This window comes from Bacteroidota bacterium (genome assembly GCA_016194975.1).
Taxonomy (GTDB): domain Bacteria; phylum Bacteroidota; class Bacteroidia; order Palsa-965; family Palsa-965.
This window is the reverse complement of sequence record JACQAM010000008.1, coordinates 43,462-69,100: the sequence shown is the minus strand read 5'-3', so window position 1 is coordinate 69,100 and position 25,639 is coordinate 43,462. Positions and strand designations below refer to the sequence as shown.

The 25,639-nt window shown below is 43.8% G+C and carries 16 protein-coding genes; 10 read left to right on the top strand and 6 right to left on the bottom strand.

The features are described 5' to 3' along the window. The first annotated feature begins 7 nt into the window (after positions 1–7). The 3 genes from HY064_06580 to HY064_06570 all read left to right on the top strand — a co-directional run bounded on the left by HY064_06580 (position 8) and on the right by HY064_06570 (position 2,699). Complete coding sequence (locus HY064_06580) at positions 8–691, top strand: WG repeat-containing protein (protein MBI3510311.1); 684 nt, start codon at positions 8–10, stop codon at positions 689–691. 118 nt (positions 692–809) lie between these two features. Then, positions 810–1,286, top strand: coding sequence for a hypothetical protein (locus HY064_06575; GenBank protein MBI3510310.1), 477 nt, complete (start codon positions 810–812; stop codon positions 1,284–1,286). 105 nt (positions 1,287–1,391) lie between these two features. Next, a complete protein-coding gene (locus HY064_06570) occupies positions 1,392–2,699 on the top strand; it encodes a T9SS type A sorting domain-containing protein (GenBank protein ID MBI3510309.1) in 1,308 nt (435 codons plus the stop codon). 31 nt (positions 2,700–2,730) lie between these two features. On the opposite strand, the gene HY064_06565 is transcribed toward HY064_06570, so the two are convergent. The 4 genes from HY064_06565 to HY064_06550 form a co-directional block, all read right to left on the bottom strand. Continuing rightward, positions 2,731–4,065, bottom strand: coding sequence for a hypothetical protein (locus HY064_06565; GenBank protein MBI3510308.1), 1,335 nt, complete (start codon positions 4,063–4,065; stop codon positions 2,731–2,733). A 219-nt stretch (positions 4,066–4,284) separates the two neighbouring features. Then, positions 4,285–7,209: a T9SS type A sorting domain-containing protein gene (locus HY064_06560; protein ID MBI3510307.1), complete on the bottom strand. Its 2,925-nt coding sequence runs from the start codon at positions 7,207–7,209 to the stop codon at positions 4,285–4,287. 187 nt (positions 7,210–7,396) lie between these two features. Then, positions 7,397–8,437, bottom strand: coding sequence for a PorP/SprF family type IX secretion system membrane protein (locus tag HY064_06555; GenBank protein ID MBI3510306.1), 1,041 nt, complete (start codon positions 8,435–8,437; stop codon positions 7,397–7,399). A 55-nt stretch (positions 8,438–8,492) separates the two neighbouring features. After that, positions 8,493–13,577: a gliding motility-associated C-terminal domain-containing protein gene (locus HY064_06550; GenBank protein MBI3510305.1), complete on the bottom strand. Its 5,085-nt coding sequence runs from the start codon at positions 13,575–13,577 to the stop codon at positions 8,493–8,495. Between the two features lie 190 nt (positions 13,578–13,767). On the opposite strand from HY064_06550, the gene HY064_06545 reads away from it, so the two are divergent. Together HY064_06545 and HY064_06540 are read left to right on the top strand one after the other, a co-directional pair. Beyond that, positions 13,768–15,252, top strand: a complete 1,485-nt coding sequence (locus HY064_06545; GenBank protein ID MBI3510304.1) for a hypothetical protein — start codon at positions 13,768–13,770, stop codon at positions 15,250–15,252. Positions 15,253–15,484: 232 nt separating this feature from the next. After that, the gene (locus HY064_06540) at positions 15,485–17,092 is read left to right on the top strand and encodes a hypothetical protein (protein ID MBI3510303.1); all 1,608 of its coding nucleotides are present in this window, start codon (positions 15,485–15,487) and stop codon (positions 17,090–17,092) included. A 47-nt stretch (positions 17,093–17,139) separates the two neighbouring features. Here the strand turns inward: HY064_06540 and HY064_06535 are convergent, their stop codons facing one another. Continuing rightward, a complete protein-coding gene (locus tag HY064_06535; protein ID MBI3510302.1) occupies positions 17,140–17,988 on the bottom strand; it encodes a hypothetical protein in 849 nt (282 codons plus the stop codon). A gap of 824 nt (positions 17,989–18,812) precedes the next feature. Here HY064_06535 and HY064_06530 point away from each other — a divergent pair. Both HY064_06530 and HY064_06525 read left to right on the top strand, forming a co-directional pair. Continuing rightward, entirely contained in the window at positions 18,813–19,391 is a 579-nt protein-coding gene (locus HY064_06530; GenBank protein ID MBI3510301.1) for a sigma-70 family RNA polymerase sigma factor, read from the top strand. Further along, a complete protein-coding gene (locus HY064_06525; GenBank protein MBI3510300.1) occupies positions 19,388–20,470 on the top strand; it encodes a hypothetical protein in 1,083 nt (360 codons plus the stop codon). The genes HY064_06530 and HY064_06525 overlap by 4 nt, the downstream gene beginning before the upstream one ends. A gap of 114 nt (positions 20,471–20,584) precedes the next feature. Here the strand turns inward: HY064_06525 and HY064_06520 are convergent, their stop codons facing one another. Then, positions 20,585–21,430 carry a pantoate--beta-alanine ligase gene (locus tag HY064_06520; protein MBI3510299.1) on the bottom strand — a complete coding sequence of 282 codons (846 nt, stop codon included), beginning with the start codon at positions 21,428–21,430 and terminating at the stop codon, positions 20,585–20,587. A gap of 133 nt (positions 21,431–21,563) precedes the next feature. Here HY064_06520 and HY064_06515 point away from each other — a divergent pair, with 133 nt between their 5' ends. The 3 genes from HY064_06515 (at position 21,564) to glmS (ending at position 25,611) form a co-directional block, all read left to right on the top strand. Then, on the top strand, positions 21,564–22,397 hold the full coding sequence (locus tag HY064_06515) for a glycogen/starch synthase (GenBank protein ID MBI3510298.1): 834 nt from the start codon (positions 21,564–21,566) through the stop codon (positions 22,395–22,397). A gap of 118 nt (positions 22,398–22,515) precedes the next feature. After that, the gene (locus tag HY064_06510; GenBank protein ID MBI3510297.1) at positions 22,516–23,757 is read left to right on the top strand and encodes a DUF4270 domain-containing protein; all 1,242 of its coding nucleotides are present in this window, start codon (positions 22,516–22,518) and stop codon (positions 23,755–23,757) included. 15 nt (positions 23,758–23,772) lie between these two features. After that, entirely contained in the window at positions 23,773–25,611 is a 1,839-nt protein-coding gene (gene glmS, locus HY064_06505; GenBank protein ID MBI3510296.1) for a glutamine--fructose-6-phosphate transaminase (isomerizing), read from the top strand. Positions 25,612–25,639 lie beyond the last annotated feature (28 nt).

Below are 25,639 nucleotides of genomic sequence, written 5' to 3'. Positions count from 1 at the left end.
GAATTTCATGAAAACTATTTTCTGTTTCCTGTTTTTATTTTTCGCTTCATTTGAAATGGAAGCACAGCAGCCGCAGCGATTTTACGTGAATGGAAAATGCGGTTATAAGAATTCCACGGGAAAAATTATTGTGGATGCAAAGTATGAAGCCGGCAGTGAATTCAAAGATGGATTTGCAATTGTCGTGTCTGAAAATAAAAGAGGATTCATCAATTTCTCAGGAAATATTTCCATCCCCCTTCAGTTTGATGACGCGTCACTATTCTCCAATGGAATTGCACGCGTTTCCGTTTCGGGAAAATACGGCTTCATCGACACGACAGGAAAATTTGTGATCGCTGCAGATTACGATCAGGCCGATGATTTTTCATGCGGACTTGCATGGGTACAAAAAAACGGGCTTTATGGTTTCATCAATCCGGCAGGAGAAGTTGTTATTCCCATTCAATATGCAGCGGCAAATTCTTTTTCAGAACAACTGGCTTCGGTGAAGCTCAACGGAAAATGGGGATTCATTGACATCACCGGTAAAACGATTATTCCGTTTGAATATGATCTTGCATGGTCATGCACCAATGGAGAAGCGCACGTGAAAAAAGGAACTGAAGAATATTATGTGAACCTGGAAAATAAAAAGACACATGAAGTGGAAAAAGAAGATGAGAGTGAAGAAGGGAAAGGCCGGCGGTAAATAATATCTCCTCCCTTTACAAAACCATCCGAAACCTTACATCCGTAAATCTTTTCCTGCAGCGGGTTTTACCATGGCGCAGCAGTGAAATAGTTTTGTTTCATCAAACCCAACCGCCATGAAAACAAAACTCCTCTTCACCTTCCTGTTCAGCATCACCCTGCTCAGTGCGAACGCCGCACGCAAAGAAAAAAATCTTGAGATCTCTTCTTTTCTCACTTACAATGGGGAAAAAGTGAGCGATTATTCCATGATCGTTTACGAAGAAGGAATTCCGGTTGACACGTTCATCGTTACGGAAGAAAACAAAACTTTCGTGATGCTCAATTACGATTGCAACTACTGCATCCGTTATACAAAAGAAGGTTTTCTCGACCGCGTGGTACTTATTGACACGCATGTTCCCGAAGGAGAATCGTTCATGAAACATACTTTCGATTTTGAGATCGAATTGGTTTCGCTCAAAGACCACGGCAATACCATCGGCGATCTTCCGGTTGCAATTGTAGAATACGATACCTACTCGAATGAATTTCTCAACGACCGCGATTATTTCCGCCAGGTGAGAGGAAAAGAAGTGAAGGAAGACAAGTAAAGGGAAGATTACAGATATACAGATTACGGATGATTACTTTTATTGGCTGTCTTGCTATTCGTACATTTGTAATTGGTATATCTGTATTATCATTAATCTTCCCTCATGAAAAAAACAATTACCCTCCTTTACGGAATTTCTTTTTCTGTTTGTGCTTTGAATGCCCAATGGAATATTCAGAACTCCAGTTTCCCCAATACAGCAACAGGCATCAATTGTATTTCCATCGTAGATGCAAATACAGTTTGGGCCGCCGCATTCGATTCTTCTTACAATAATCCTTCACTCGATTTTACGATGACAGTGAATGGAGGAACCACGTGGACCGCCGGTACAGTAAGCGGCCCCAATGCAAATTTCAACATCTCAAATATTTCCGGCGTGGATGCAAGCACTGCATTTGTTGCGGTGGCCGACTGGAATAATGGTGGCGGAAGAATTTATAAAACAGTGGATGGTGGTGCAAACTGGACACAGCAGAATAACGGCGCATTCATTCTGCCGAACGGTTGGGTGGATGCAATTCATTTCTGGAATGCGAACGAAGGAGTTTGCCTCGGTGATTCGAATACCGGCTATTGGGAATTTTATACAACGGTCGATGGTGGAACAAACTGGTCGCGCGTGCCGCAAGGAAATATTCCGGCGAATCTGCAATTGGAATATGGACTCGATAATGTTTTTTCTGTTGTGGGAAATACAATTTGGTTCGCAACAGATTCCGGAAGAGTTTACAAATCCATTGACAAAGGAATGAACTGGACCGTTGCTTCTACCGGTTTGCAGGGAATTACAAGCATGGCATTTAAAGATGCAAACAACGGCTTAGTGGAAGATGGCGGAGTTCTCATGAGTACCACCGACGGCGGCGCTACATGGAACAATGTGAACTTTACCGGGAATCTCCGCGACGGATGGATGTGTTATGCGCCTCCCGGTGGGAATGGATTTTATGTGACCACAGAATTTTTCGGCGGACAAGGTGGGTCTGCTTATTCGCTTGACAATGGCGTAACGTGGAATGATTTTGATGATCTCGTTGATCACGGCGCAGTGATGTTCCTGAATTCTTCAACGGGTTGGTCAGGCGGCTGGAACGTGAGCCCGACTACCGACGGGATGTTTGTGTATGCCGGAAGCGTGGGAATAAAAAATAATTCCGTGGAGAATGCAATTGTTTCTGCTGTTCCAAATCCATTTAGTGAAGCGACCACGATCACGGTGAGTGGTTATGCTATAACACAACCCTTGCAATTGAACATTTTCGATCTTACGGGGAAACTGATTCGTACGCAAAGTTCTATTGACGGAACATTCCATGTGAACCGGAACGAACTTGCTGATGGAAGTTATCTCTATCGCATTACTTCCGGCACTGTTGTTCTCTCCAATGGGAAACTGGTGGTGAACTGATCGGCTCCTGCCTTCTGCTTACTGCCTTCTCCTACTGCTCCTCATCTCCACAAAAAGTATGTATCTCAATCCCGATCATGAATCGCGGAAGATCGGCGCCGTTTCCATTCACAAATGAATTTTTTATTAATCCGCTGATCCGGTACGTAGCGACAACTGCGAAATTATCATTGCCCACTCTTGCGGTTACACCGTAATCGAACGGATCGAGAAAACGCAACCCGGTGAGGCGCGTGTTGGAATGACTTTTATCGGCGGTCACAAGATTATACTCTACATCCGTGTACGTGTTTGCGCTGCGTGCGGTCATATCACCGTAAAATCCGACATCGATCCATTTCACTTTTGCAGTGTCTGCTGTGTTGATGATTCTCCTTGCGCAAATTGCGCCGCCGAGATCGCTGATCGAAAGATGTTCTTTATGATGAACATTTTCTGTGAGCGGAAATATTTTCGGTTTGTTCTGATCGATTTTAAATTTATTAAAACGATATCCCGCGTCGAAAATCAAATGTGTTTTCTTTTTTACTTTCCATTCGTAACGAAAACCGAATCCCGCATCGAAAGATCCGAAAGCAACAGGAAGCCCGTACGATTCCGGCCCGCCGATCAAACCCACCTGTGCATACGCTCCCGGAATTCCACCGGGATAATTTTTCCGCAAACGCGGAGTCGGGAAAGCACGATTTACCAATGAGAGTAAAACATTGTGAATAGTGTCGGGAACATAAGTTGCAACAACAGAATCTTTTTTCGCGGGCTGAATGAGAATGGTATCACACGGAATTTCTGCAATGGAACTGTCAGTTGGAAAATTCTGTGCGAGTAAAGAATCACGATCGGGCTGCATCATCACGCTCGTGTCGCGCGGGGGAATGTATGCGATGGCGTAATGCACGTGTACGGTATCGCGGCGCGGAATGCTGTCGGTGATCACAAAATAAAACGGGTACGGAACGCTGTTGCTGTAAACTCCGAATGAAGAAGCGTAACCGGTTTGCATCGTATCAGGAAAAGGAACCGGAATGAAATATGTGTAAACTGTATTCACGACCGAATCGGGAATAAGGTAAGTGATCACAGAATCGGGGAGTGAATTCACATTCACAGAATCGGGTTGCACATCGGCAAAAGCAGAATCGCGTTTCAGCGAATCAATGGCCAGATCATATTCACGGAAAATAAGATTGGCAGTCGGGTAAGGAGCAGGTTTAACGTAAGCGTATTTTTTCGAAAATCGTTTCGACGGGGTGTGCACATAATATCCGTCCATGTACAATCTTTTTTTGATGATCGTGCTTTGCCATTTGCGATCGCAGCCCGAGAAAAAGAGGACAGCGAGCAAACACCAGGTGAAGCGTTTCATTCGGGAGGGTGTTGGTAAAGTAGCGTTGCATCATGCTTATAGGTTTTAAGCTGGTGAGTGAATAACGCACAGGAAGAAAAAAGATACAGGGTGTTTGAGATGTAACGCTTATGCACGCGCGATAGTTTCCCTACTATTCTAAAAATTACTTAAGAGATGAGAATGAATTTGGGGAAGATTAACAATAAATTAATTTGCCACACTTGTGAAGACTGTAGATTATTCCCGCACCACTTTTGCAGAATAAATTTTATCCCCCGCTTTCAATTGCACAAAATAAATTCCCGAAGAGAAATTGCTCATGTCTATCTGCGTGTTTAATTCTCCATTCGGAGATTCAAAATTTTTCGTGAATAAAATTCTGCCGGTTACATCCGTTACAGAAATCACTGCACGGCTTGCTTCAAGATTTTTTGACTGGATGAAAATATTATCTTCTGTTGGATTAGGATAGATTGTTAAATCTGTTTTTTTGCTTGTTGGAATTATTCCTGTATTGATCATGGCATAACATGTAGAAGTATCAGTACATGAATTCTGCGTTACGATCACTGCGTAGCTCCCATCTATTATTGCAAGGTAACTTTGGTTTGTTGCCCCTGGAATCGGGGCATTTCCGTTATTGCAATCGATCCATTGGTACGTTGCGCTTGAAGCATTTGATATTAAAGTTGAATAAGAAATTGTAACTGAAGTATCAACAGTATTAACGGTTACAGAAATACTTCCGCAAAGTCCTGGAAATGCACAACCGCCTTCTCCCCTTGCGTGATAAATTGTTGTTACCGTTGGAGAAACAGAAATCATTACGCCACTTCCAATTGGAGTTCCGCCACACGAATCGCTGTACCATTGCCAGTTCGTTGCGCCGTTCAATGTGCCATTTGCGGTCAATGTTGTATTTCCACCAGGACAAACTGAAGAAGGATTTGCAGAAAGTACAGGAACTGTTGGATTAAGACACTGAGTGCCCAAAATAAAATATGGAAATCCTTCGGAGCGATTATAATAACCGATTCCTACATCATTGCCGATTAGTACCATTGATGAAAATTCGCCGGTACCTTCAATTGTATCCAGCTTCACCGGCGTACCCCAGGAGACTCCTGTTGAATCCAAAGCGCGAACATATTTCAGATCATAAATATTATAATCATAATAAGAAACTGCGGGATAACCATTCACCACTTGCAAAGAGGAAGTTTGTCCTTCCCATATACCCGGATCGACAACGACCGCCGGCCCCCAGGTAGTGCCCGAAGCATCAGTAGCCCGAATGTATTTTACTTGTTTATTGGTAATATCCCAATAAGAAATCGCAGGATTGCCCTTTACTATCTGAAGCGCAGAAAATTCTCCTACGTTTCCGGTAACATCCAGTAACAATGGAGCAGCCCACGCTGTTCCGGAAGGATTCGTTGCGCGAATATATTTCAGATCACCATACGTAACATCATAATAACTAATTGCAGGATTTCCGTTTACAACTTTCATTGAAGTATAAGTTCCGATCGCTCCTGTAACATCAATGGACATTGGCGCACCCCATGATGATCCGGAAGGATCCAATGCCCGAACATATTTTAAATCTGAATTTGTTTGATTATAATATGAAATTGCAGGATTACCATTAACGACTTCAAGTGAAGAATAAGCACCTACATCGCCGGAAAAATCAACAGTAGTTGGCGTTGGCCATGTCAACCCGGAAGCATCCAGTGCTCTCACGTAATTTAAATTTCCTAAAGTCATATCGTAGTAAGATATTGCCGGATTACCATTGACGATCTGCATAGAAATAAACCAGCCTACATTTCCTGTAACATCAATTGTAACCGGCGTACCCCATACTGAACCGTAAGCGTCATTCGCTCTTACAAATTTCAAATCTCCATTGGTCCAATCCTGATATGCGATTCCCGGATTACCATTTACGATTTGCGCAGAGGTATAGGCTCCGAGATCCGCAGAAGCATCAAACATAAGCGGCGGCGACCAGGTTGATCCATTTGCATCATTTGATCTTATATACTTGAGATTTCCGTTCGTCAGATCGTAATAGGAAATGGAAGGATTTCCATTTACAATCATGAGCGAAGTATATTGTCCGACATCTCCGGGAATATCTATCGCTGCAGCTCCGGACCATGAAGTACCAGAAGCATTGTTTGCCCTTATATATTTTAAATTATAATTGGTAGGATCATAATATGAAATCGCAGGATTACCATTTACTATTTGCAATGATGAATATTCTCCTACATCGCCCATGCTATCAATATTGATCGGGGCAGACCATATAGAACCGCTGGCATCAGAAGCGTGAACATATTTCAAATTATAATTGGTCGCATCGTAATAGGAAATTGCCGGATTGCCATTTACAATCTGAAGAGAATTAAACGATCCAACAATGCCCGCAACATCAACTGAAACGGGTGCCGCCCAAACTGCACCAGATGCGTCGCTGGATCGGACATATTTCAAATTTCCGTTTGTCACATCATTGTATGAAATTGCCGGATCACCATTTGCAATCTGCATAGAGGTATAGGTTCCCACATTTCCTGTAAAATCAATTGTAACAGGAGCGTTCCAACTGTTGCCATCAGGATCTGAAGCCCGGATGTATTTTAAATTGCCATTGGTAACATCGTAATAAGAAATTGCAGGGTTTCCATTTACTATCAGCAGAGAAGTATATTGGCCAACATCTCCTCCTATATCAATTGCAACCGGCAAATTCCAGTTTGTTCCATTGATATCTAATGCACGTGCAAATTTTAAATTGCCATTGGTAAAGTCATAGAAAGAAACAGCTGGATTTCCATTGACAATATTCAAGGAATTATACTTGCCGACATACCCTTTCCGATCAAGACAAACGGGGGACGCCCATGTTGAACCTGTTGCATCATTCGCCCGCATGTACATCAGGTTAAAATGCTGTTGATCGTAATATGAAATTGCCGGATTACCATTCACAATTTTCATCGAAGAATATGTTCCGGTGCTCCCACCTGTTCCAATTGAAGTTTCAGTTAAAATAGGATCGCCCCAGTTTTGAGCATTTAGTCCGGATGAGAAGAAAATGGAGAGAAAATAAATAAATCCGATACCGTGAATTAATTTTTGCGTTTTCATATTAATCGGGGTTAAGAAAAAATTGGTGCGGAGAATGAGGAAGAAAAAATTGAAACCAACAAAAAAAATATCCCCAAACTTCTTTTCGAGTGTTTGCTGAATTTTATTCTTCCCCGCTTCATATTCACAAGTTACAACAATTGATCAGACTCAATTAATATTCGCAAAATTGAAAAATCCCTCCTCCTCAATCAAACAACCGCGATGTCGTTCCTTTTCCGAATGGATCGGGACTCATATAGCGAAGAGAAATTTCAAATCCGCCGCGTGCGTTGCTCACTGTTTTCAAATTAGAAAGATTCACATCATAACTCGTACCGATGGACCAGTTCGAAAATTCATAGCGCGCTGCAATGCAAACCGCATCGCCGAAACGATAATAGCCGCCGAAAACAAATGCTGCCGGTTTTTTTCTTCCCGTATATTTCGAAGCTTCCTGCATGATGTATTTAAACATGATGCCCGCATTTATTTCATGATGGCCTGCCTGTATCATCACGATGTAAGACGGCTCGAGTACAACGTTGTAATTTTTTACACCGATGTCTGCATTGCCATAAAGTACAGTTCTCATTGGTAAATGCTGGTTGGTTGCCGCATAAAAACTATACAGCGGTTGATTGATGTGCTGCAGACTTGCGCCGAGATTGAACGTGCGCGCATCATTCGAACTCAAAGTCGAATGTCCTGCTCCGTAAAACCATGCGAGCCCTGCGCCGAGATCAAGATAATTATGATTCGCAAATGTCGTGGGCTCGAGCGACGCACGCGAAGGATCGTATCCGGTTCCGTCGTACTGATTATCCCATTCTAATTTTGAATAATTCAAACTGCGCTGACCGAATCCGCCGTACAATCCTGCAGAAAATAAATTGTGATCGTTCGCCGCAACAATTCCTGCAAGATGAAGTTGCGCAGTGGTCGTTGACATCGCAGCATCTCCTGCTTTGTCGGAATACACATCGATGCCCGCGCCGAGATGACTGCCGTTATCTTTTTTCATGAATGCCATATCGAAACTCGTGTTGATGGTGGTGTACGGTTTTCCCACCGCTCTCCACTGATCTTTGTAATTGATGATGGCCATCGCGTTGTGAGATAAACCGGCCTGCGCGGGATTCAGCAATAGCGGAGTTTCCGTTAGTTGGGAGAAATGCACATCCTGCGCGTTCAGGGTAAGGACACTGAACAAAAGGCCGGCGATGAGAAAAATGTTTTTTGTTTTCATGTTCAATTTATTTTATGCTGAACTGTTTTTTATTTTTTTCTGAATGGGTTTGAATTTATTTCACCAATGAAATACTTCCCTGTCTTTCAATTTCGGTTCCGTCGTCGAGTGTGGCGCGCAGGTAATACGTGAACACGGCAGCTTCGCAATCTTTATCGCGCCATTTTCCATCCCATCCTTTCGAAACATCATTCGATGTGAAAACTTTTTCTCCCCAGCGGTTGAACACTTCGAAGTCCATTACTTTAACACAACTTCCTCTCACGTAAAGAATATCATTTTCATTATCTGCATTCGGAGAAAAAGCATTCGGCACCCAGATAGTTCCGCATGGATTTTCAACGAACACCGTAACCGTATCAGTAGCGGTGCATCCGAGTGAATCCACGACGGTGAGTGTGTAAGTGGTGGTTACCGTTGGAGAAGCAATAGTGACCGGGCAGCTGGTGCAGCTCAATCCTGCAGGAGGACTCCACGTGAATGTAGTTCCGTTACCTGTGCCCGTGAGTGTTGTGCTTTGTCCGGAGGTGATCGTTATCGTGTTGCCCGCATTGGCAGTTGCGGTTCCGCTTGTACCGACGGACACGGTTTGTGTTGCAACACAACCATTCGCATCGGTCACCGTTACGGCATAAGAACCGGCCGCAAGATTACTGATCGTTGCCGTAGTTCCGGAATTACTCCATGAGTAAGTGAAACCCGGTGTTCCTCCACTTGCATTCACAGTTGCCGATCCGTTTCCGCTTCCGCAATTTTCCGGAACGGATGAAGTTGCCAGCGAAATTGCCGATGGCTGAGTAATAGTGACAGTTTGTGTTTGAGCACAACCATCACTTCCGGTAACCGTAACGGTGTAAGTTCCAGCGGAGAGTCCATTCGCAGTTGCCGCAGTTCCGCCCGCAGGCGACCACGCATACGTGTACGGGGAAGATCCTCCGGTCGCATTCACCGTGGCGCTTCCTGCATTATCGCCGAAACAGGATTCATCCGTTTGAGAAGAAACAGTAACGACAGGAGCTCCGTTATTCGCGACAACAACTGTAGAAGTTGTTGTACATCCATTCGCATCGGTGACGGTTACGGAATAAGTTCCCCCGGCAAGACTGCTGAGTGTTGCTGTTGTTTGCGAGTTGCTCCACACGTACGTGTACGGGCCAGTGCCCCCGCTCGCGACTGCATCAGCCGTTCCGTTGCTGGTATTGCAGGTAGCAGGCGTAGAAGCGGGATTAGAAACTAATTGCGTTGGCTCTGTAATTGTGACGGTTTGTGTTGTAACACAACCGCTCGCATCCGTGATCGCGCACGTGTACGTACCGGGTGCGAGGCTGGTTGCTGTTGCGGCTGTTCCTCCCGATGGTGACCAGGAATAAGTGAACGGACTGTTTCCGGTCGCATTCACTGTTGCAGTTCCGTTTCCGCTTCCGAAACAAGTGACGTTGCTGCTTGATTGTAAAGTAACGGTTGGCCCTCCCGTATTAGCAACGCTTGCATTTGCTGAAGCCGTGCATCCATTCGCATCAGTGATTGTTACCGTATAATTTCCAGCAGGAATGTTGGAAGCTGTTGCCGCAGTTCCCCCACTCGGCGCCCATGAGTACGTGTACGCTCCCGTTCCGCCATTTGCAGTAACTGTTGCGCTTCCATCGGGATTTCCGCAGGTAGCCGGAATTGTGGAAGTGGAAGAAGTGATGGCGGCCGGTTGATTGATGGCAACGGTTTGTGTTGTAGTACAACCATTGACATCGGTAACCAGGCAAGTGTAAGTGTTCGGAGTTAAATTATTTGCAGTTGCAGCAGTTCCCCCGCTCGGCGACCAGCTGTAAGAGAATGGCCCGCTTCCGGTCGCATTCATGGTTGCGTTTCCATTGGCTCCTCCATTGCAACTGACATCACTGCTCGACTGCAGAGTTACAGCAGGCCCGCTCGAAGAAGAAACACTTGCATTCGCAGTTCCTGTGCAACCGTTCGCGTCCGTGATGGTACACGTATAGTTGCCCGACGGAAGATTACTTGCAGTTGATCCTGTTCCGCCCGATGGAGCCCATGAATAGGTGTAAGATCCGGTTCCGCCACTTGCAGTTACCGTTGCAGATCCTGTGCTTGCAGCGCATCCTGTAGGAGTTGTGGTTGTGGTTCCGGAAACTGCAGTAGGTTGTGTAATGGAAACAGTTTGCGTGGAAGAACATCCGTTCGCATCGATCACTGTAACGGTGTAAGTATTTGCCGCGAGTCCCGATGCAGTTGCTGCGGTTCCGCCAACCGGCGCCCAACTATAAGTGAACGGTCCGTTACCGGTTGCGTTGATCGTTGCTGATCCATTGGTTCCTCCATTGCAGGAAACGTTGCTGCTCGACTGAACAGTTAGTGCTGGCCCCGATGAAGATGCAACACTTGCATTCGCAGTGGTCGTGCATCCGTTAGCATCCGTGATCGTACACGTGTATGTGCCTGCAGCGAGATTATTTGCGGTGGCTGCTGTTCCGCCGGACGGCGCCCACGAATAAGTATAAGGCCCTGTTCCTCCCGAAGGAGAAGCAGTTGCAGTTCCCGTGTTCGAGCTGCAACCTGTTGGTGTGGAAGTTGCGGTTGCAGTAAGCGCAGTCGGTTGTGTGATATTGAATGTTTGTGTTGTAGTACAACCATTGGCATCGGTAACTGTGCAGGTCCAAGTTCCGCTTGACAAACCGGTCACGCTTGCTGTTCCGTCGCCGGGAGGATTTCCCGGTGTCCAGTTATAGGAATAGGCACTTGTTCCCCCGGAAACCGAAACGGAAGCGGTTCCGTTCGATCCGCCATTGCAGGAAACGTTGTTTTGCGAAGTCGCAGTTGCAACGAGTGCAGCAGGTTGTGTGATGCTGAATGTTTGTGTTATAGTACAACCTGCAGGAGAACTGATGGTGCAGGTATAGGTTCCAACGCAAAGCGAATTTGCTGTTGCAGCGGTTCCACCTGCGGGCGCCCAGGAATAAGTGTAAGTTCCTGTTCCGCCGCTTGCGACCACTGTTGCTGTTCCGTTGCATCCGCCATTGCAGGAAATGTTGGTGTGCGATTGTGTTGCTGTTATTGCAGGTGGTTGAGTGATAGCAACAGAAACCGTTGTTGTAGCTGAAGTTGCATCGGTAATAGTGCACGTGTAATTTCCTGCACAAAGTGAATTTGCAGTTGCGGCAGTTCCACCGCTTGGTGACCATGAGTAAGTGTACGGCGATGTTCCTCCGGCGGGAATTGCAGTTGCAGAACCGTTGCATGACCCGTTGCACGTTACATTCACCTGCGTGGAAGAAGCAGAAAGCGCGGCAGAAATACAAATGGCCTGCATGGGATTGCAGGTTCCGAATGCATACGTTCCCATCCATCCGTTTCCGCAGGCAACAACCTGTCCTGATTTAGAAACGGAAACATCATACACCACTCCGGGTGTAGCTTGTGTTGCAAGTTGATTCAGGTTTGCATCATACTTTACAATTTGTGTTCCTGATCCCACGTAAACATTTCCGCAACTATCTAGATCGAGTCCGCTGCAACCGAAAGTATTTCCGCCAAAACCACTTGCACTTATTCCTCCGGGAATTGCAGCAGTTGCAATGACAGCTCCGGTCGCCGTATTCCGTTTCGCTACGTTCGATCCGTTCACCGTGTAAATGAAATTTCCATTGGCGCGAATAGCACTCATTCCCATATTTCCCTGGATGGAATAACTCGGATTTCCATAGGAGAAATTATATCCGTTCACCGATTTCCATTGCTGAACGATCGCTGAATTCACATAACCGATCGAGTCGAGCGTAAGAAAATAATATCCGCCACTCGGACAAGTACAAATAGAACGCGCTTCTTTGATCGTCAGTCCTGCTATCCATCCCACATTGGTAAATCCTGTCACCGCACCACTTCCCATATTTATGGTGATGATTACACCGCGATAAGTGGATGTAGAAAGAGGATTTGATGCGCGCATTCCTCCAATGACAAGAGTCGTCTGATCGCAGTTGAATGCGAAGTGCCAGTATTCGAATATCGGCCCGAAAAAGCCATTCGGATTATTGTACCACACCTGTGCTCCTGCTGTACTCACTTTCGCGATCTCGCCGTTCGATCCACCGCTGCAATAAGAAACACCATTGTTATCAGTGATCAAAGTTCCGATCCAGAAATTCGCTGTGTCCCATGGAGAATTGTAAGTCCACTGAATGGTTCCTGCGTTGTTATATTTTTTCAATCGGCAAGGGGTATCGCCGCCCCAGAAATAAGAATTCAGATTATTATCATGTTCACACTCCCACACTTTGTTTGAATTTCCGTAACCAAGACCGGAGGTGAGTTGCCAAGGATCGATGACAATGGCCCTTGAATGATCATAATCGCCGAGTTGAAATGAAATTGATTTTTCGTTTTTCACGAATGAAGATGTGATCGCTGAAGAATGATCATCGGAATAAAAAGTAGAAGGAGCGTGATCCACGATCTCACCGAACATTGTCTGTACATGAACATCACCACTTGCTTCGAGATCCATTTTTTTCATTCCGTTCCAGTCCATTTTCACATTACTGATATCGCCGCCGGGATGAACGATGATGGAATATTTTATTCCTTCTGAAGAATGAAAAATAAATTCAATATCGATGTGAGGATAAATTTCCTTGTAAGTGAGTTTGGTGAAACCGGGGATCTCATCAATGGAATGTTCCCTGTCACCATCCTTTACCACATAGTTGCTGTACCAGGAAACTTTTTCTGACGCCACTAATTCCGAACTGGTATTTGCATCCTGGAAAATAATATTGATCTTCTCGTGCGTGAATTTTGCAGCGCCCTCTTCCTCCTGGTGATTTTCATCCCGCATAAATTCTTCACGGCGATCGTTCTCTTTCGGCGACTTGGTCATGAGCTCATAACTGAAACCATCGCGTCGGAAATAGATCATCGTTTTCCCATTGTCATAACCATAGAGCACGTTGGGATCTTTCGTTCCGATCACAGGGAATTGTCCGCGGTTCTCAGTGAAAACTTTTTCATTATCCCACGCCGAATTCCATACAGAATTTCCATCATAGTCAAAAGCTTTTGCGGTAACAACGAGCAGCACCGCTGTGAATAGTGTGATGAAACGACGCGGTGATTTATTGATTTTTTTCATGATCGGATTTTTATAAAATTTTATTCTTTTTTATGCGTGTCAAAAATAGTCTGTGGGGCAAGGCCGGCAAGTAATAAAATGGCTCATTCTTGGACTTCTGTTTTAACTTTTCAGGATCACCATTCTCTTTGTTAATTTATTATTTATCTTCGATTGGTCCAATTATTCTTGGACTTCTGTTTTATTCGTCATGAGACCCAAACACGATCTTCACGAGCTGATCCGCAGCATGAGCATGTCGGAAAAAAGGCATTTCCGCATTCTTGCCTCGCGTCATATTGTGGGTGAAAAGAATAATTATATGCATTTGTTCGATGCTATGGCCGGGCAGGAAAATTACAATGAAGAGGCGATTAAAAAAGAATTTGCCGGAACAAATTTTATCCGTCATCTTCCTTCGGAAAAAAATTATCTCTATCAATTGCTGCTGGAAAGTCTGAATGCATACCATCGTGAAAAAACTTTTCTGTCGCAGCATACTTCGTTCATCGCTTCCATTGAGCTTTTGTTTCAGCGTGGGTTATACGCCCAGTGCCGTACGCTCATATACCGCGCAAAGAAAGAAGCGTACAGCCTGGAAAAATTTTCCATTCTCCTGATCATTCTCCGTTGGGAGATCCTGCTTCACATTAAAGACGAAGACGACAAGAACCTGAACCGTGCGATTGGCGAGGAGCTGCGTATTCTCGAAGTGATGCGCATACAAACCACGCTCATGCAGATCGCCTTCAACATCCAGATCGCGATCGATAAAGGAAACACAGGTAAAACATTTATCCGGGAAGCGGAGGCGGACCTGAGAAAAAATCTTCCGGCACATTCTCAGATCACCAGCTTCTGGACAAAATATTATTTTCATTCGGGTATCGGTTTGTTGTCATCGCTCAAAAAAGAACAGTCGAAACGAATCGAATCGTTCATGGCGGTAAAAAATATTATGGATGATGCGCCGCAATTCATCCGCGATCTGCCGGGCATCTATCACACGAACATGAACAACATCGTGAATGTTTTTTTCCTGCTCGGAAAATTCAGTGAAGCAGAAAAGATCATTCAGCAGCAAAAACAATTTCTCAGTCAGAACAGAATAAGGAATCTTTCTCTTTCGAGAATTGTTTTTGTGAATACAGCAGAAAGTGAATTATTCTTCTTCTATAAAACGAACCGGATCCGCGAAGGAATGAATCATGCAAGAAGAACGGAAACGGAGATCCGCAAACTCGATCTTCATTTCAGCCCGTTACTGTATGATCTTTTTTTTATGCTCGCCGTCATTGATTTCTGCGGAAGGAATTTCAAGTCGTGCGGAAAATGGCTGAATAAAATTCTCAATATGGAAAGAGAAATTCATTTGAGGAAAGAGCTTTCCATCAATACGCGCTTGCTTTACCTGTTGTTACTTTTTGAAACGCACGATATTCTTTTTGATGCGCGTTTGCGTTCTGCGAAACGTTACCTGCAACAGGAGCGGCAATTTTCAACACACATGAAGATTCTTGAAGTAATTCGTTTGTTGTCGGAAGGAAGTATAAGTAAAAAAAGACGTGCGCTGCTCAGAAAATATGTTGCCGAAATTCGTACCGAAACAAAGACCGCACAGCATGAAGCGCTCAATAAACAATTTGATTTCGCGTCGTGGATCGATGAAAAAATAAAAGTTGCGGTTTGGGAATGATGTGCGTTCCTGAAAAATATTTTTCAATATCAATCGTCGTTACGTTCATTTACATTTACTTTGCCATCCAACCAAAAAAAACAGTTAGTTATGACATGGAATGATGATGACGAAGTGGAAGATGAGTGGGGATTGTTCGTGAAAAAATAATCTTGAAAGCCGGGAAATAAAATCCGGCTTTTTTTATGGCGTCTTCACGAAGGATTTGGTTATTTTTAGAACGGTTATGTCTGTGAAAAAACTTCTACGTGAATTGAGTGAAACCATCAGCCGGTACGATGCGGATTCGGTTGAAAGAAAAAATAAATTACTGCGCGGATTTTCCGGCACACGATTGGTTCATTCGAAATGGCTGGGGTACTACCAGCAATTGCTTCTTTTTCTTGCTGCCTATCCGTCGAATGGCGATGAATTGGAAATCGTGCTGAATGAAATGGAACGGATCACTGATTTCCTGCGGGCAGGTGCGCGCGAAAAAAACGATGCACTTGCGAACAGCGGGCTTCCGTTCACGGCGACTGTTTCTTCTTTTTCCCCGGCAATTTTATCATGGGTGGAGAAAAAATTTCCCGGCACCTTGCAATTCGATTCATTCGACGATGGCGGAAAAAATCTCAATCGTTTCCTGCAGTTAACGCTGCCCGATATACTGAAAGAGATCGCGACCGAGGAGGGAATGAAAGGAATAAAATTATTGCGGAGGATTTTCGGACATAAAAAAAAATTCATCCCGGGCTTGATCGGGCAACTCGATCGGACAGAAATTTCTGCTGTGCAAAAGGAAGATCTTTTCGAATCGCTTGGAATGAATGAAAAGGTCGAACCTGTTGATAGTTCATTCTCACTTTTTCATAATCACATCGAGACGCAAAAAATATTTTTTCATGATGAGATCCTGAAAAAGCCAGGCATTGAAGAATTCCTGAAGAGAAGAATTCCTGCTCCGCGAAAACTGAATGAAGAAGAACGGTTTTCATTGGCAAAAATCATCCAAACTTCATTACTGCTGCTCGGGCGTGAAACAGAGCCATCGACGTACATGGAAGAATCTTCACTGAAAATTTTTGAACTCGAGAGGGGGATTTCCATCGCTGTTTATGGAATGGTGAATGAGCGCCGGCAACCGCTGGAATCCTATTTCGGATTTACGGCTTTTAAAAACGGTTATCCGATGTCATACGGCGGCGCCTGGTTGTTCGGGAAACGCGCTTTGTTCGGGATGAATATTTTTGAATGGTTCCGTGGCGGCGAATCTGCTATTATTTTTTGCCAGTTGCTCCGCATCTATTCACAATATTTCGGAGTCGGGTATTTTGAGGTCGAACCTTACCAGTATGGAAAAAATAATCCGGAAGGAATTGAATCGGGCGCTTTCTGGTTTTACTATCGCTTCGGTTTCCGCCCGGTAAATGAAAAATTATTTTCACTTGCATTGGAGGAATCGGAAAAAATAAATTCCCGGAAAGGATACCGTTCTTCGAAAGAAGTACTTAAAAAATTCACTGCATCAAATATTGGACTTGATCTCACCGGGAAAAATAATATTCCTGTTTCGCCCCAGCATGTGCGCGAGCGCATCACGGATATGATCAGGAATAATTTCGGGGGAGAGATTTCAGTAGCAGAAAAATATTGCAGGAAACAAGTGCTTCAGAAAACGAGGGCCGTCATCAAAAATAAAAGTGAAGATCGCGTGTGTCTTGATCTTGCCTTATTCATCCGGAGCAGTGGAGACGCGGAATATTACCTGCAAAGAAAAAATGAAATAAAAAAACTCATTCATTTGAAAACAACAGATGAATATTCGTACCAGCTTTGCCTGCGTAAATTTTTAAAATAAAAAAGCGGATAAAAAATCATCCGCTTTTATTCAATTGATATTTTATTTCAGAGGACCTCGATGTTCTCTGCTTCTATAGCATCATTGGAATACACTCCATAAACGCGGACTTTCTTATGCCCAATGATCGTTCCATCATTTGCATGCACTTTCACATCATCATCACCATAATCGGGAGGAAGAGATTCGATCTGGTTCGGATGATGTCCGAAACGAATGTGTACTTCCACCGTCTCGTCAATTCCTTTTACATGGAGATAAAGATAAGTATAGCTTTCGGCGAGAGAGGACTCAGGCATTTCGAGCGTTCCTTCTGCTGAAACAAGTTTTCCATCGAGGGAAGAAGAAGGCGAATTATCGGCATCAATTTTTTCTACCTCAAACTTGGAGTAATCGATCATATCATTCGAAATGCTTTCAATTTTTTTGATGTCCATAGATCCGAAAGCATCGAGGTGACCGGTAATGCGCACATGTGCCCCAACTCCCAGTTCATTCCCGGAATTGTCATAGACTTTCATATCATCGTCGTGATATTTATCGGGCATATCATCCATTCCGTTCTTTTTATCTCCGACTGTAAGATTCAGTTTAATGGATTGATCGGAATGAAACATTCCTTTTCTCTCGCGAAAATCAACCTGCTCTTTTCCGGCATTGAGAGAAATATTCGGACAAAGGGCGAGGTATCCTTCTACGGTTACATTTTTATCAGCGTATTTCGAATCGAAAAGATCTTTGAAAGAAATGCTGGTGGCCGGTGCATTATTCTTCATGCTGTCGGCTTTGGCAATGCTATCCAGGTAGGAAGCAAAACTATTTTTCTTTCCGAAATTACAGGAGGCCACGATCAGGGAAACCATGAGAATGGCACAGGGGTAGATTATTTTTTTCATAACAGGATTTGTTTTGTGCAAAACTATGAATTCCCCAATTGTATAAAAGTTTTTTGCGAAATAATTAAAGGGCATCTCTAAAAACACAGAAATGCAAGGCGGGCAAGTCCGAAAAACCGGAATTTACTATTCGTAAATGAGGATTTTGAGGACGCAGCCCAACGCTGCAGTTCGAAGTTATTAGAGATGCCCTAAATGTTTAAAACAAAAAACCCCGCTTGTAGCGAGGCTTTTCGTGGCAAACACATGAAACACATGTATAGAGGAAGAACGGCTTTCGGGAGAAAACTCGCCCTTCAGGAGTACAAATTAACTACGCTATAAAAGCGTTTTGACGAACAGATTCTACTTGCGCAGAACGATGTTTGTTTTTCTTTAAAGAACGCTGGCTACCCTGATAAGCATCACAACCGCCTTTTTGATGTTTGCAGGAAGGAAGAGTTACCATTACCAGTCCAGCCGTAATAAGGACTGAGACTACAAAAACTTTCTTCTTTGCAAACTTTGCGACCGTAGAATTCATTTCAGCTTAATTGGGATTTATTGCCTTTGCAGTAATAGGGCATGAAATGAACTATTTCCATACGCCGGGCTTGAAATATTTCTAAGAATTAATTTAATTGTCTGTTAATCAATAATATAATTTGAATGAAGTGCTTCATCCTTTGTAAATTATTTTTTGCCATGGTTATTTTAATTCCATTCATTTATGGAATTATTCTAAAAAACGCCCTTTAAATCGGTCAGCGTTTGCTTATGTGAAAACTATTCGTACATTAGGATTGGCAATTAACACATAGTTTCACAAGTAAATCCTTCCTAAGGTGCGCATACGCTTTCTCTGGCCTAAAAAGGAAACCCAGCTGAGCGACTCGGAACTGATAGATCAGTACCGTCGCACGACGAACTCTTGGTACGCAGGAGAATTATTTCGTCGATACACCCAGTTGATCACTGCAGTGGCTTATAACTACATGCAGAATAACGTAGATACTGAAGACGCAGTAATGGAAGTCTTCGAAATTATTCTGCGGGATCTGCAACACCACGAAGTGAATAATTTCAAAACCTGGGTGTACAGTGTAACAAAGCATCTCTGCCTGAAAAAACTCAGGAAAGATTCCATGGAGGTCAAAGATGTGGAGACAGCACTCCGCAATCTGGCCGCCGACGAGTCGCCAAAAACAGAGGCGCTGCAGCTGGAAGAACAACTCGAAAAACTCAAAGAAGCCGTTACAAAGCTCTCTGAGGAACAGAAAAAGTGCATCGAGCTGTTCTACTTTGAAGAGAAGAGCTATAAAGAGGTATCAGACCTCACAGGTTTCTCGGTCAACGAGGTAAAAAGTTACCTCCAGAATGGTAAGAGAAATCTCAAAGGTTATCTGGTACCCACCGAAGAATGACTGCCAAAGAGCTCAAGCGGATATTTCAGAAAGGCGAATGCCTCTCCCTTGATACGATGAAGCTCTATTCCGATGGCAAACTCCATAAAAAGAGTATGCACGAAGTAGAGAAGCATTTGATCGAGTGCGGACTTTGCTCGGCGGCAATGGATGGGTTGAATTCGAAGCGGCTTGCTGAGGTCAATAAACTTTCTTCACACATTCAGAGACGACTTGCGGTGTATATGAATACTCCTCCGCGTATTTCATTTTTCCGGCGTTTCGGAATGATGATGGGGGCAGGGATTCTTCTGATTGGTGGATGTTTTACCGTTCTGCATTTATCCGGATACAATCCCTTTAAAAGTAAACAACCGGCTGCAACAGCTCTCAAGAATTCCGTTGCAACAATTAATTCCGGAGCTACCCGCAATTCTGTTAATTCAAATTCTGTTCCTGATAATAATTCCTCTACTGTTGCCTCCTCATCTGGCAATTCAGGATCGACATTAGCCAATCAGAAAAATTCTTCCTCGAAAGTATATTCTGTTTCAAGTTTACAGGATCTTCCTGCTACACAGCCGGGCGTTCAGAATACACTCACGGTAAAACAGGAAAACGATTCACACCAGGATGAAATTTCGGATATGAGTAATGGCTCCAATTCGAGAACTGCAAATAATAATTCTCCTCTTCGGATCAAAAGCATTCTGGTTTATCCGCCCATAACTCACGATGATGGAAAAAGCACGCGAAAGGAATCGCATGACGGACAATTAGGAAGAAGTGATGGCGGCAATGCATCTTTCAAACTAGAAGATATGCCTTCGTTTCCCGGCGGTGATGAAGCACTGAAAAGTTATATCAGATCGAATTTTAAATCCATTTCTGTTGACCGCTCCAAACTCACACGCTATGCCACGGGAATTACCATTACGGTAAATTCAAAAACAGGAGAAGTTTCCGTTCCCGATCTTTCTTACAGTATTTCTCCTGACATCGATGCGGAGATCATTCGCGTTTTCCGCAATATGCCAAACTGGAATCCCGGTAAGAAAAAGGGACTGGTAGATGTAATGATCGGCGTTACCTTCGAATAATTCCTTGTTTATACAAGACGGTTCATCGTATCGGAAGGAATAAATATTCCTGTGGCTTACTGAAATTAATTCTGGAAATCAATATTACACACCCGGAATAGAAATTGTAGTTCATCAATCCAATGAAACGTTATCGATCAACCTAACTTCTCCGATAAAAACGGCGATACAGCCAATGACATTCCTTTTTTCATTCGCCGCTGAAGGCAACAACGATTCGCGATCCACAATGTCAAAATAATCGAGACGAAATAACTTTTCTGCAAGTATTGCCTCTTCTACAAATCGCTTTGCTTCCCCGGTACTCATCTCTTTCCATTTTGCTTTCAAAGCAAAAAGTATTTTCGAAATATTATTCGCGGCCATTCTTCCCTCCGGGCTCAATCGCATATTCCTCGATGACATGGCCAGTCCACCGGATTCTCGCACGGTTGGACATGCAATGATCTTCACGGGAAGATATAGTTGCTTTGTCATTCTCCTGATAATAGCGAGTTGCTGAAAATCCTTTTCTCCGAAATACGAATTGCATTCGCCCACAATAGAAAATAATTTTTTCACCACCTGCACCACGCCATTGAAATGACCCGGGCGCGAACGACCCTCCATCACTAGATCAAGTCCGACGAGATCCGTTTTTTCTTCCTCATCGAAACCGGCCGGGTACATTTCATCTACAGAAGGAACAAATAAAATATCGCATCCCGCGTTCAAGAGAAGATCCGCATCCTGATCAGGGGTTCTCGGATATTTTTTCAGATCACCTGCATCGTTGAATTGGGTTGGATTGACAAAAATGCTAACTACGACCAAATCATTTTCATTCCGGGCTTTTTCTACAAGACTTTTGTGTCCTTGATGCAACGCTCCCATTGTGGGAACAAAACCGACCTTCTGTCCTGAACTTCTTGCAATTTGTGTTAATTCCGATACTACTTTTCCGGACGTTATCGTTTGCATGAAATCGTGTCTTTTTACAATGAAAAATGAAGAAACCAGAAGGCGCCGAAACTACGGTTTTTTGCCGTTTCCCGCTTTTTTTTTATTATCTTTGTAATCCTTTTTACAAACCCAAGAAAACAGCTCCCATCTTATGACTAAAAAAGCAAGAGTTCTCTTCGTTTCTCAGGAGATCACCCCCTACCTCGATGAAACACCTATGGGCTTTACAGCCCGATATCTGCCCCAGGGCATTCAGGAAAAAGGTAAAGAAATCCGCACTTTCATGCCGCGTTACGGATGCATTAATGAGCGCCGGAACCAACTTCATGAAGTGATCCGCCTTTCCGGGATGAACCTTATCATTAATGATACTGATCATCCGTTGATCATTAAAGTTGCCTCTATTCAATCGGCGCGAATGCAGGTTTACTTTATTGATAATGAAGAATACTTCCAGCGCAAATTCATTCTCACTGATAAAAAGAACGAGTATTTTGCTGATAACGATGAGCGCATGATCTTCTTTGCGCGTGGTGTGATAGAAACGGTGAAAAAACTTGGATGGGCACCTGATATCGTGCATTGCCATGGCTGGTTCACATCGCTTATGCCACTTTATCTGAAAAAAGCTTTCCGCGACAACCCACTTTTTGCTGAAACGCGCGTCGTATATTCTGTATATGATGATGATTTCACAAATCCGCTGCATAAAGACTTCTCCAAGAAGATTCTTATTGAAGGCGTTGAAAAAGGAGACGTGGACGCGGTTGCTAAATCGCCTTCGTTCCTCAATGTATCTAAACTTGCTATTGACTATTCAGACGCTGTTATCAAAGGCGCACCGAAGATCAACAGCGACGTTGACAAATACATTAAAAAATCCGGCAAGAATTACCTCGAATTCAAATCGAGGGAAGAATATGTTGCCGCTTATTCTGAATTTTACGACGCAGTTCTCGAAGAAGAGCCCCTGCTTGTCGACTGATTTTATGAAAGTAAAAAAATCTGTTTTTTTCAGTACAACTTTGTCCCGAAACTTCGGGACGAAGTTTTTTATAATAGTTGCTGTCGTCTTTTTTTCATCATGTAAAAAAGAAAGTGACGTGGGACTTGATGTTCAACCTGCAGGTGAACTGATCGATCTGCAAACAGAAGATACTGTTACGGTGGAGACTTACACCGTACGGGAAGATTCGCTGCGCACAGATGAATCGCCGATCGTGCAGATAGGGAGTTACAATGATCCTGATTTCGGAAGAGTGAGCGCCGGACTCTTTACTCAGTTTTCTGTTCCGAACAGTCTTACTAATCTTGACTTCGGAAGTACTGCTGTACTTGATTCAACAATTCTTCAATTGAAATACGATTATGATTTTTACGGTGATACTACGACCGCAATGCATTTCAGTGTTTACCAAATGACAGAAGACATTTACAAAGACAGCGAATATTATTCCAATCACTCCAAACAATTTTATCCGACCATAGTTGGTGACACTTTATTTACTCCGCACCCGAGAACCTATGTCCCCACTTCGAGCGACACTTTGCCGCCTTACCTGAGTTTTCATATTAATTCTTCATTCGCACAGCAGATCTTCGGCCAGTCGGGCGGACCTAATCTTGCAAGCAATGCAGCGTTCCTCGATTATTTCAAAGGATTTTACATTGCCCCCGATTCAACTTTACCGGGAGGATCGATGCTGCGATTTAATTTGCTGGATAGTTTAACGCGTTTCACTTTTTATTACCACACTTCCACCGACACATTGCGATTTTCTTTTGTCGTGAACACCGGATCGGCTTACTACTCTTATTTCAATCATAATTATAATGGCGCAGCGTCAAGTTTATTGACACAACTTGCTTCGCCAGGTCCGAATACAGACAACGAAGTTTACATACAGGCATGCGCGGGAGTGAAAACAAAAATTTTATTTCCTTATCTTAATAATCTGCGGAGTCTCGGTTATCCCATTGCGATCAACAAAGCAGAACTTGTGATTAAGGCAGATCCTTCTCAATCTACAGCAGATCTGCCGGTGAACAAACAATTGTATGCAGTTTATCTTGACTCTGCCGGACACCAGTTCCTGATGACGGATATGTTTGAGAACAGCGTTTATTATGGAGGATCGGTGAATACCACGACCAGTGAATATCACATAAACATGGCGCGTTATTTTCAACAACTCATGAATGGGACACTCCCGAATTACGGATTGTATCTCAAAGAAGTTTCACCGGTGGAATATTCGCGAAGGGCGGTGATCGGAAGCGGACGTAATGATCCGACCAACACTTACAAAATGTATCTTCATCTCGTCTACACTCGTATTAACTGACAAAACATTCTCATCATGTGCGGAATTGTCGCTTACATCGGAAATAAACAAGCGTATCCAATTCTTGTCAAAGGCCTGCACCGGCTTGAGTACCGTGGATACGACAGTGCAGGAGTTGCTATTGTGAATGAAACGCTCAGCGTTTACAAGTGCAAAGGCAAAGTAGATGATCTCGAAAATTTCTCGAAAGGAAAAAATGTAAGCGGAACCATTGGCATTGGCCATACGCGCTGGGCCACGCATGGAGAACCGAATGATGTGAATGCGCATCCGCATTTTTCCGGAAGTAAAAAAACGGTGGTCATTCACAATGGGATCATCGAGAATTATGCGCCGCTGAAAGAAGAACTCATCAAGCGCGGACATCAGTTCGACAGTGATACCGATACGGAAGTTCTCATTCATCTCATCGAAGATATTCAGCAGCGGGAAAATGTTTCGCTCGACGAAGCAGTCCGGATCGCGCTTAATAACGTGATCGGCGCTTATGCAATAGTCATTATTTCGCAGGATAATCCGGACCAGATCATTGCTGCGAAAAAAAGTTCGCCGCTTGTGATCGGGATCGGAACCGATGAATTTTTTGTTGCTTCGGATGCAACGCCGATCGTGGAGTACACAAAGAATGTGGTTTATCTCGAAGACGAAGAAATAGCGGTGATCAATCGCGGAAAAAAGCTGCAGGTGAAAACGATCCGCAACCAGGAGATCGATCCTTACATTCATGAATTACAATTACAACTTGAGGCGATAGAAAAAGGCGGATTCGCTCATTTCATGCTCAAGGAAATTTACGAGCAGCCCCGTTCCATTAAAGACAGTATGCGCGGAAGAATAAATGCGTTGGAAGGTGTTGTTGCACTTGGCGGCATCCGTGATCATCTTCAGAAATTCAGAATTGCTAATCGCGTTCTCATTGTAGGATGCGGAACTTCATGGCATGCCGGGCTCGTGGGAGAATATTTATTCGAAGATCTTGCACGCATTCCGGTGGAAGTAGAGTACGCTTCGGAATTCCGTTATCGCAATCCTGTCATTTATGAAAACGATGTGGTAATTGCGATTTCCCAATCGGGAGAAACGGCCGACACGCTCGCAGCAGTTGAACTTGCAAAATCAAAAGGTGCAACTATTTTCGGCGTGTGCAATGTTGTCGGTTCAACAATCCCGCGTCACACGCACGGTGGTTCGTACACGCACGCAGGGCCCGAGATCGGTGTGGCTTCTACAAAAGCATTTACCGCACAGGTAACTGTTCTTACACTGATGGCATTATTGCTAGGACACCAGCGCGGAACAATCACTGAAAGTCATTATCATGAAATGCTGAGCGAACTGGAAGCGGTGCCTTCTAAAATTGAAAAAGTTCTGAAACTGAATGACCAGTTGAAATACCTCGCAACAATTTTCAAAGACGCGAAAAATTTTCTTTACCTCGGAAGAAGTTATACATTTCCTGTCGCACTCGAAGGTGCGCTGAAGCTGAAAGAAATTTCTTACATACACGCAGAAGGATATCCTGCAGCAGAAATGAAACATGGCCCGATCGCTCTCATTGACGATGAAATGCCGATCGTGGTCATTGCCACCAAAGGAACATCGTACGAAAAAGTAGTGAGCAATATCCAGGAAGTGAAAGCACGCAAAGGAAAAATAATTGCCGTGGTGACTGAAGGCGATACCATCGTGAAAAAAATGGCAGATCATGTGATTGAAATTCCGGAGACGGATGAAAAATTAGTTCCGCTTGTTTCCGTTGTTCCGCTTCAATTACTCGCGTATCACATTGCTGTGATGCGAGGATGCAATGTAGATCAACCGAGAAATCTTGCGAAGAGTGTGACGGTGGAATAATTCGGGATTTGAGATTATTCCTGAATCT

What these genes read in the sequence shown, in the direction of transcription:
- HY064_06580 (MBI3510311.1), top strand. Translation starts at nt 8, where the DNA reads ATGAAAACTATTTTCTGTTTCCTGTTTTTATTTTTCGCTTCATTTGAA.
- HY064_06575 (MBI3510310.1), top strand. Translation starts at nt 810, where the DNA reads ATGAAAACAAAACTCCTCTTCACCTTCCTGTTCAGCATCACCCTGCTC.
- HY064_06570 (MBI3510309.1), top strand. Translation starts at nt 1,392, where the DNA reads ATGAAAAAAACAATTACCCTCCTTTACGGAATTTCTTTTTCTGTTTGT.
- HY064_06565 (MBI3510308.1), bottom strand. Translation starts at nt 4,065, where the DNA reads ATGAAACGCTTCACCTGGTGTTTGCTCGCTGTCCTCTTTTTCTCGGGC.
- HY064_06560 (MBI3510307.1), bottom strand. Translation starts at nt 7,209, where the DNA reads ATGAAAACGCAAAAATTAATTCACGGTATCGGATTTATTTATTTTCTC.
- HY064_06555 (MBI3510306.1), bottom strand. Translation starts at nt 8,437, where the DNA reads ATGAAAACAAAAAACATTTTTCTCATCGCCGGCCTTTTGTTCAGTGTC.
- HY064_06550 (MBI3510305.1), bottom strand. Translation starts at nt 13,577, where the DNA reads ATGAAAAAAATCAATAAATCACCGCGTCGTTTCATCACACTATTCACA.
- HY064_06545 (MBI3510304.1), top strand. Translation starts at nt 13,768, where the DNA reads ATGAGACCCAAACACGATCTTCACGAGCTGATCCGCAGCATGAGCATG.
- HY064_06535 (MBI3510302.1), bottom strand. Translation starts at nt 17,988, where the DNA reads ATGAAAAAAATAATCTACCCCTGTGCCATTCTCATGGTTTCCCTGATC.
- HY064_06525 (MBI3510300.1), top strand. Translation starts at nt 19,388, where the DNA reads ATGACTGCCAAAGAGCTCAAGCGGATATTTCAGAAAGGCGAATGCCTC.
- HY064_06520 (MBI3510299.1), bottom strand. Translation starts at nt 21,430, where the DNA reads ATGCAAACGATAACGTCCGGAAAAGTAGTATCGGAATTAACACAAATT.
- HY064_06515 (MBI3510298.1), top strand. Translation starts at nt 21,564, where the DNA reads ATGACTAAAAAAGCAAGAGTTCTCTTCGTTTCTCAGGAGATCACCCCC.
- glmS (MBI3510296.1), top strand. Translation starts at nt 23,773, where the DNA reads ATGTGCGGAATTGTCGCTTACATCGGAAATAAACAAGCGTATCCAATT.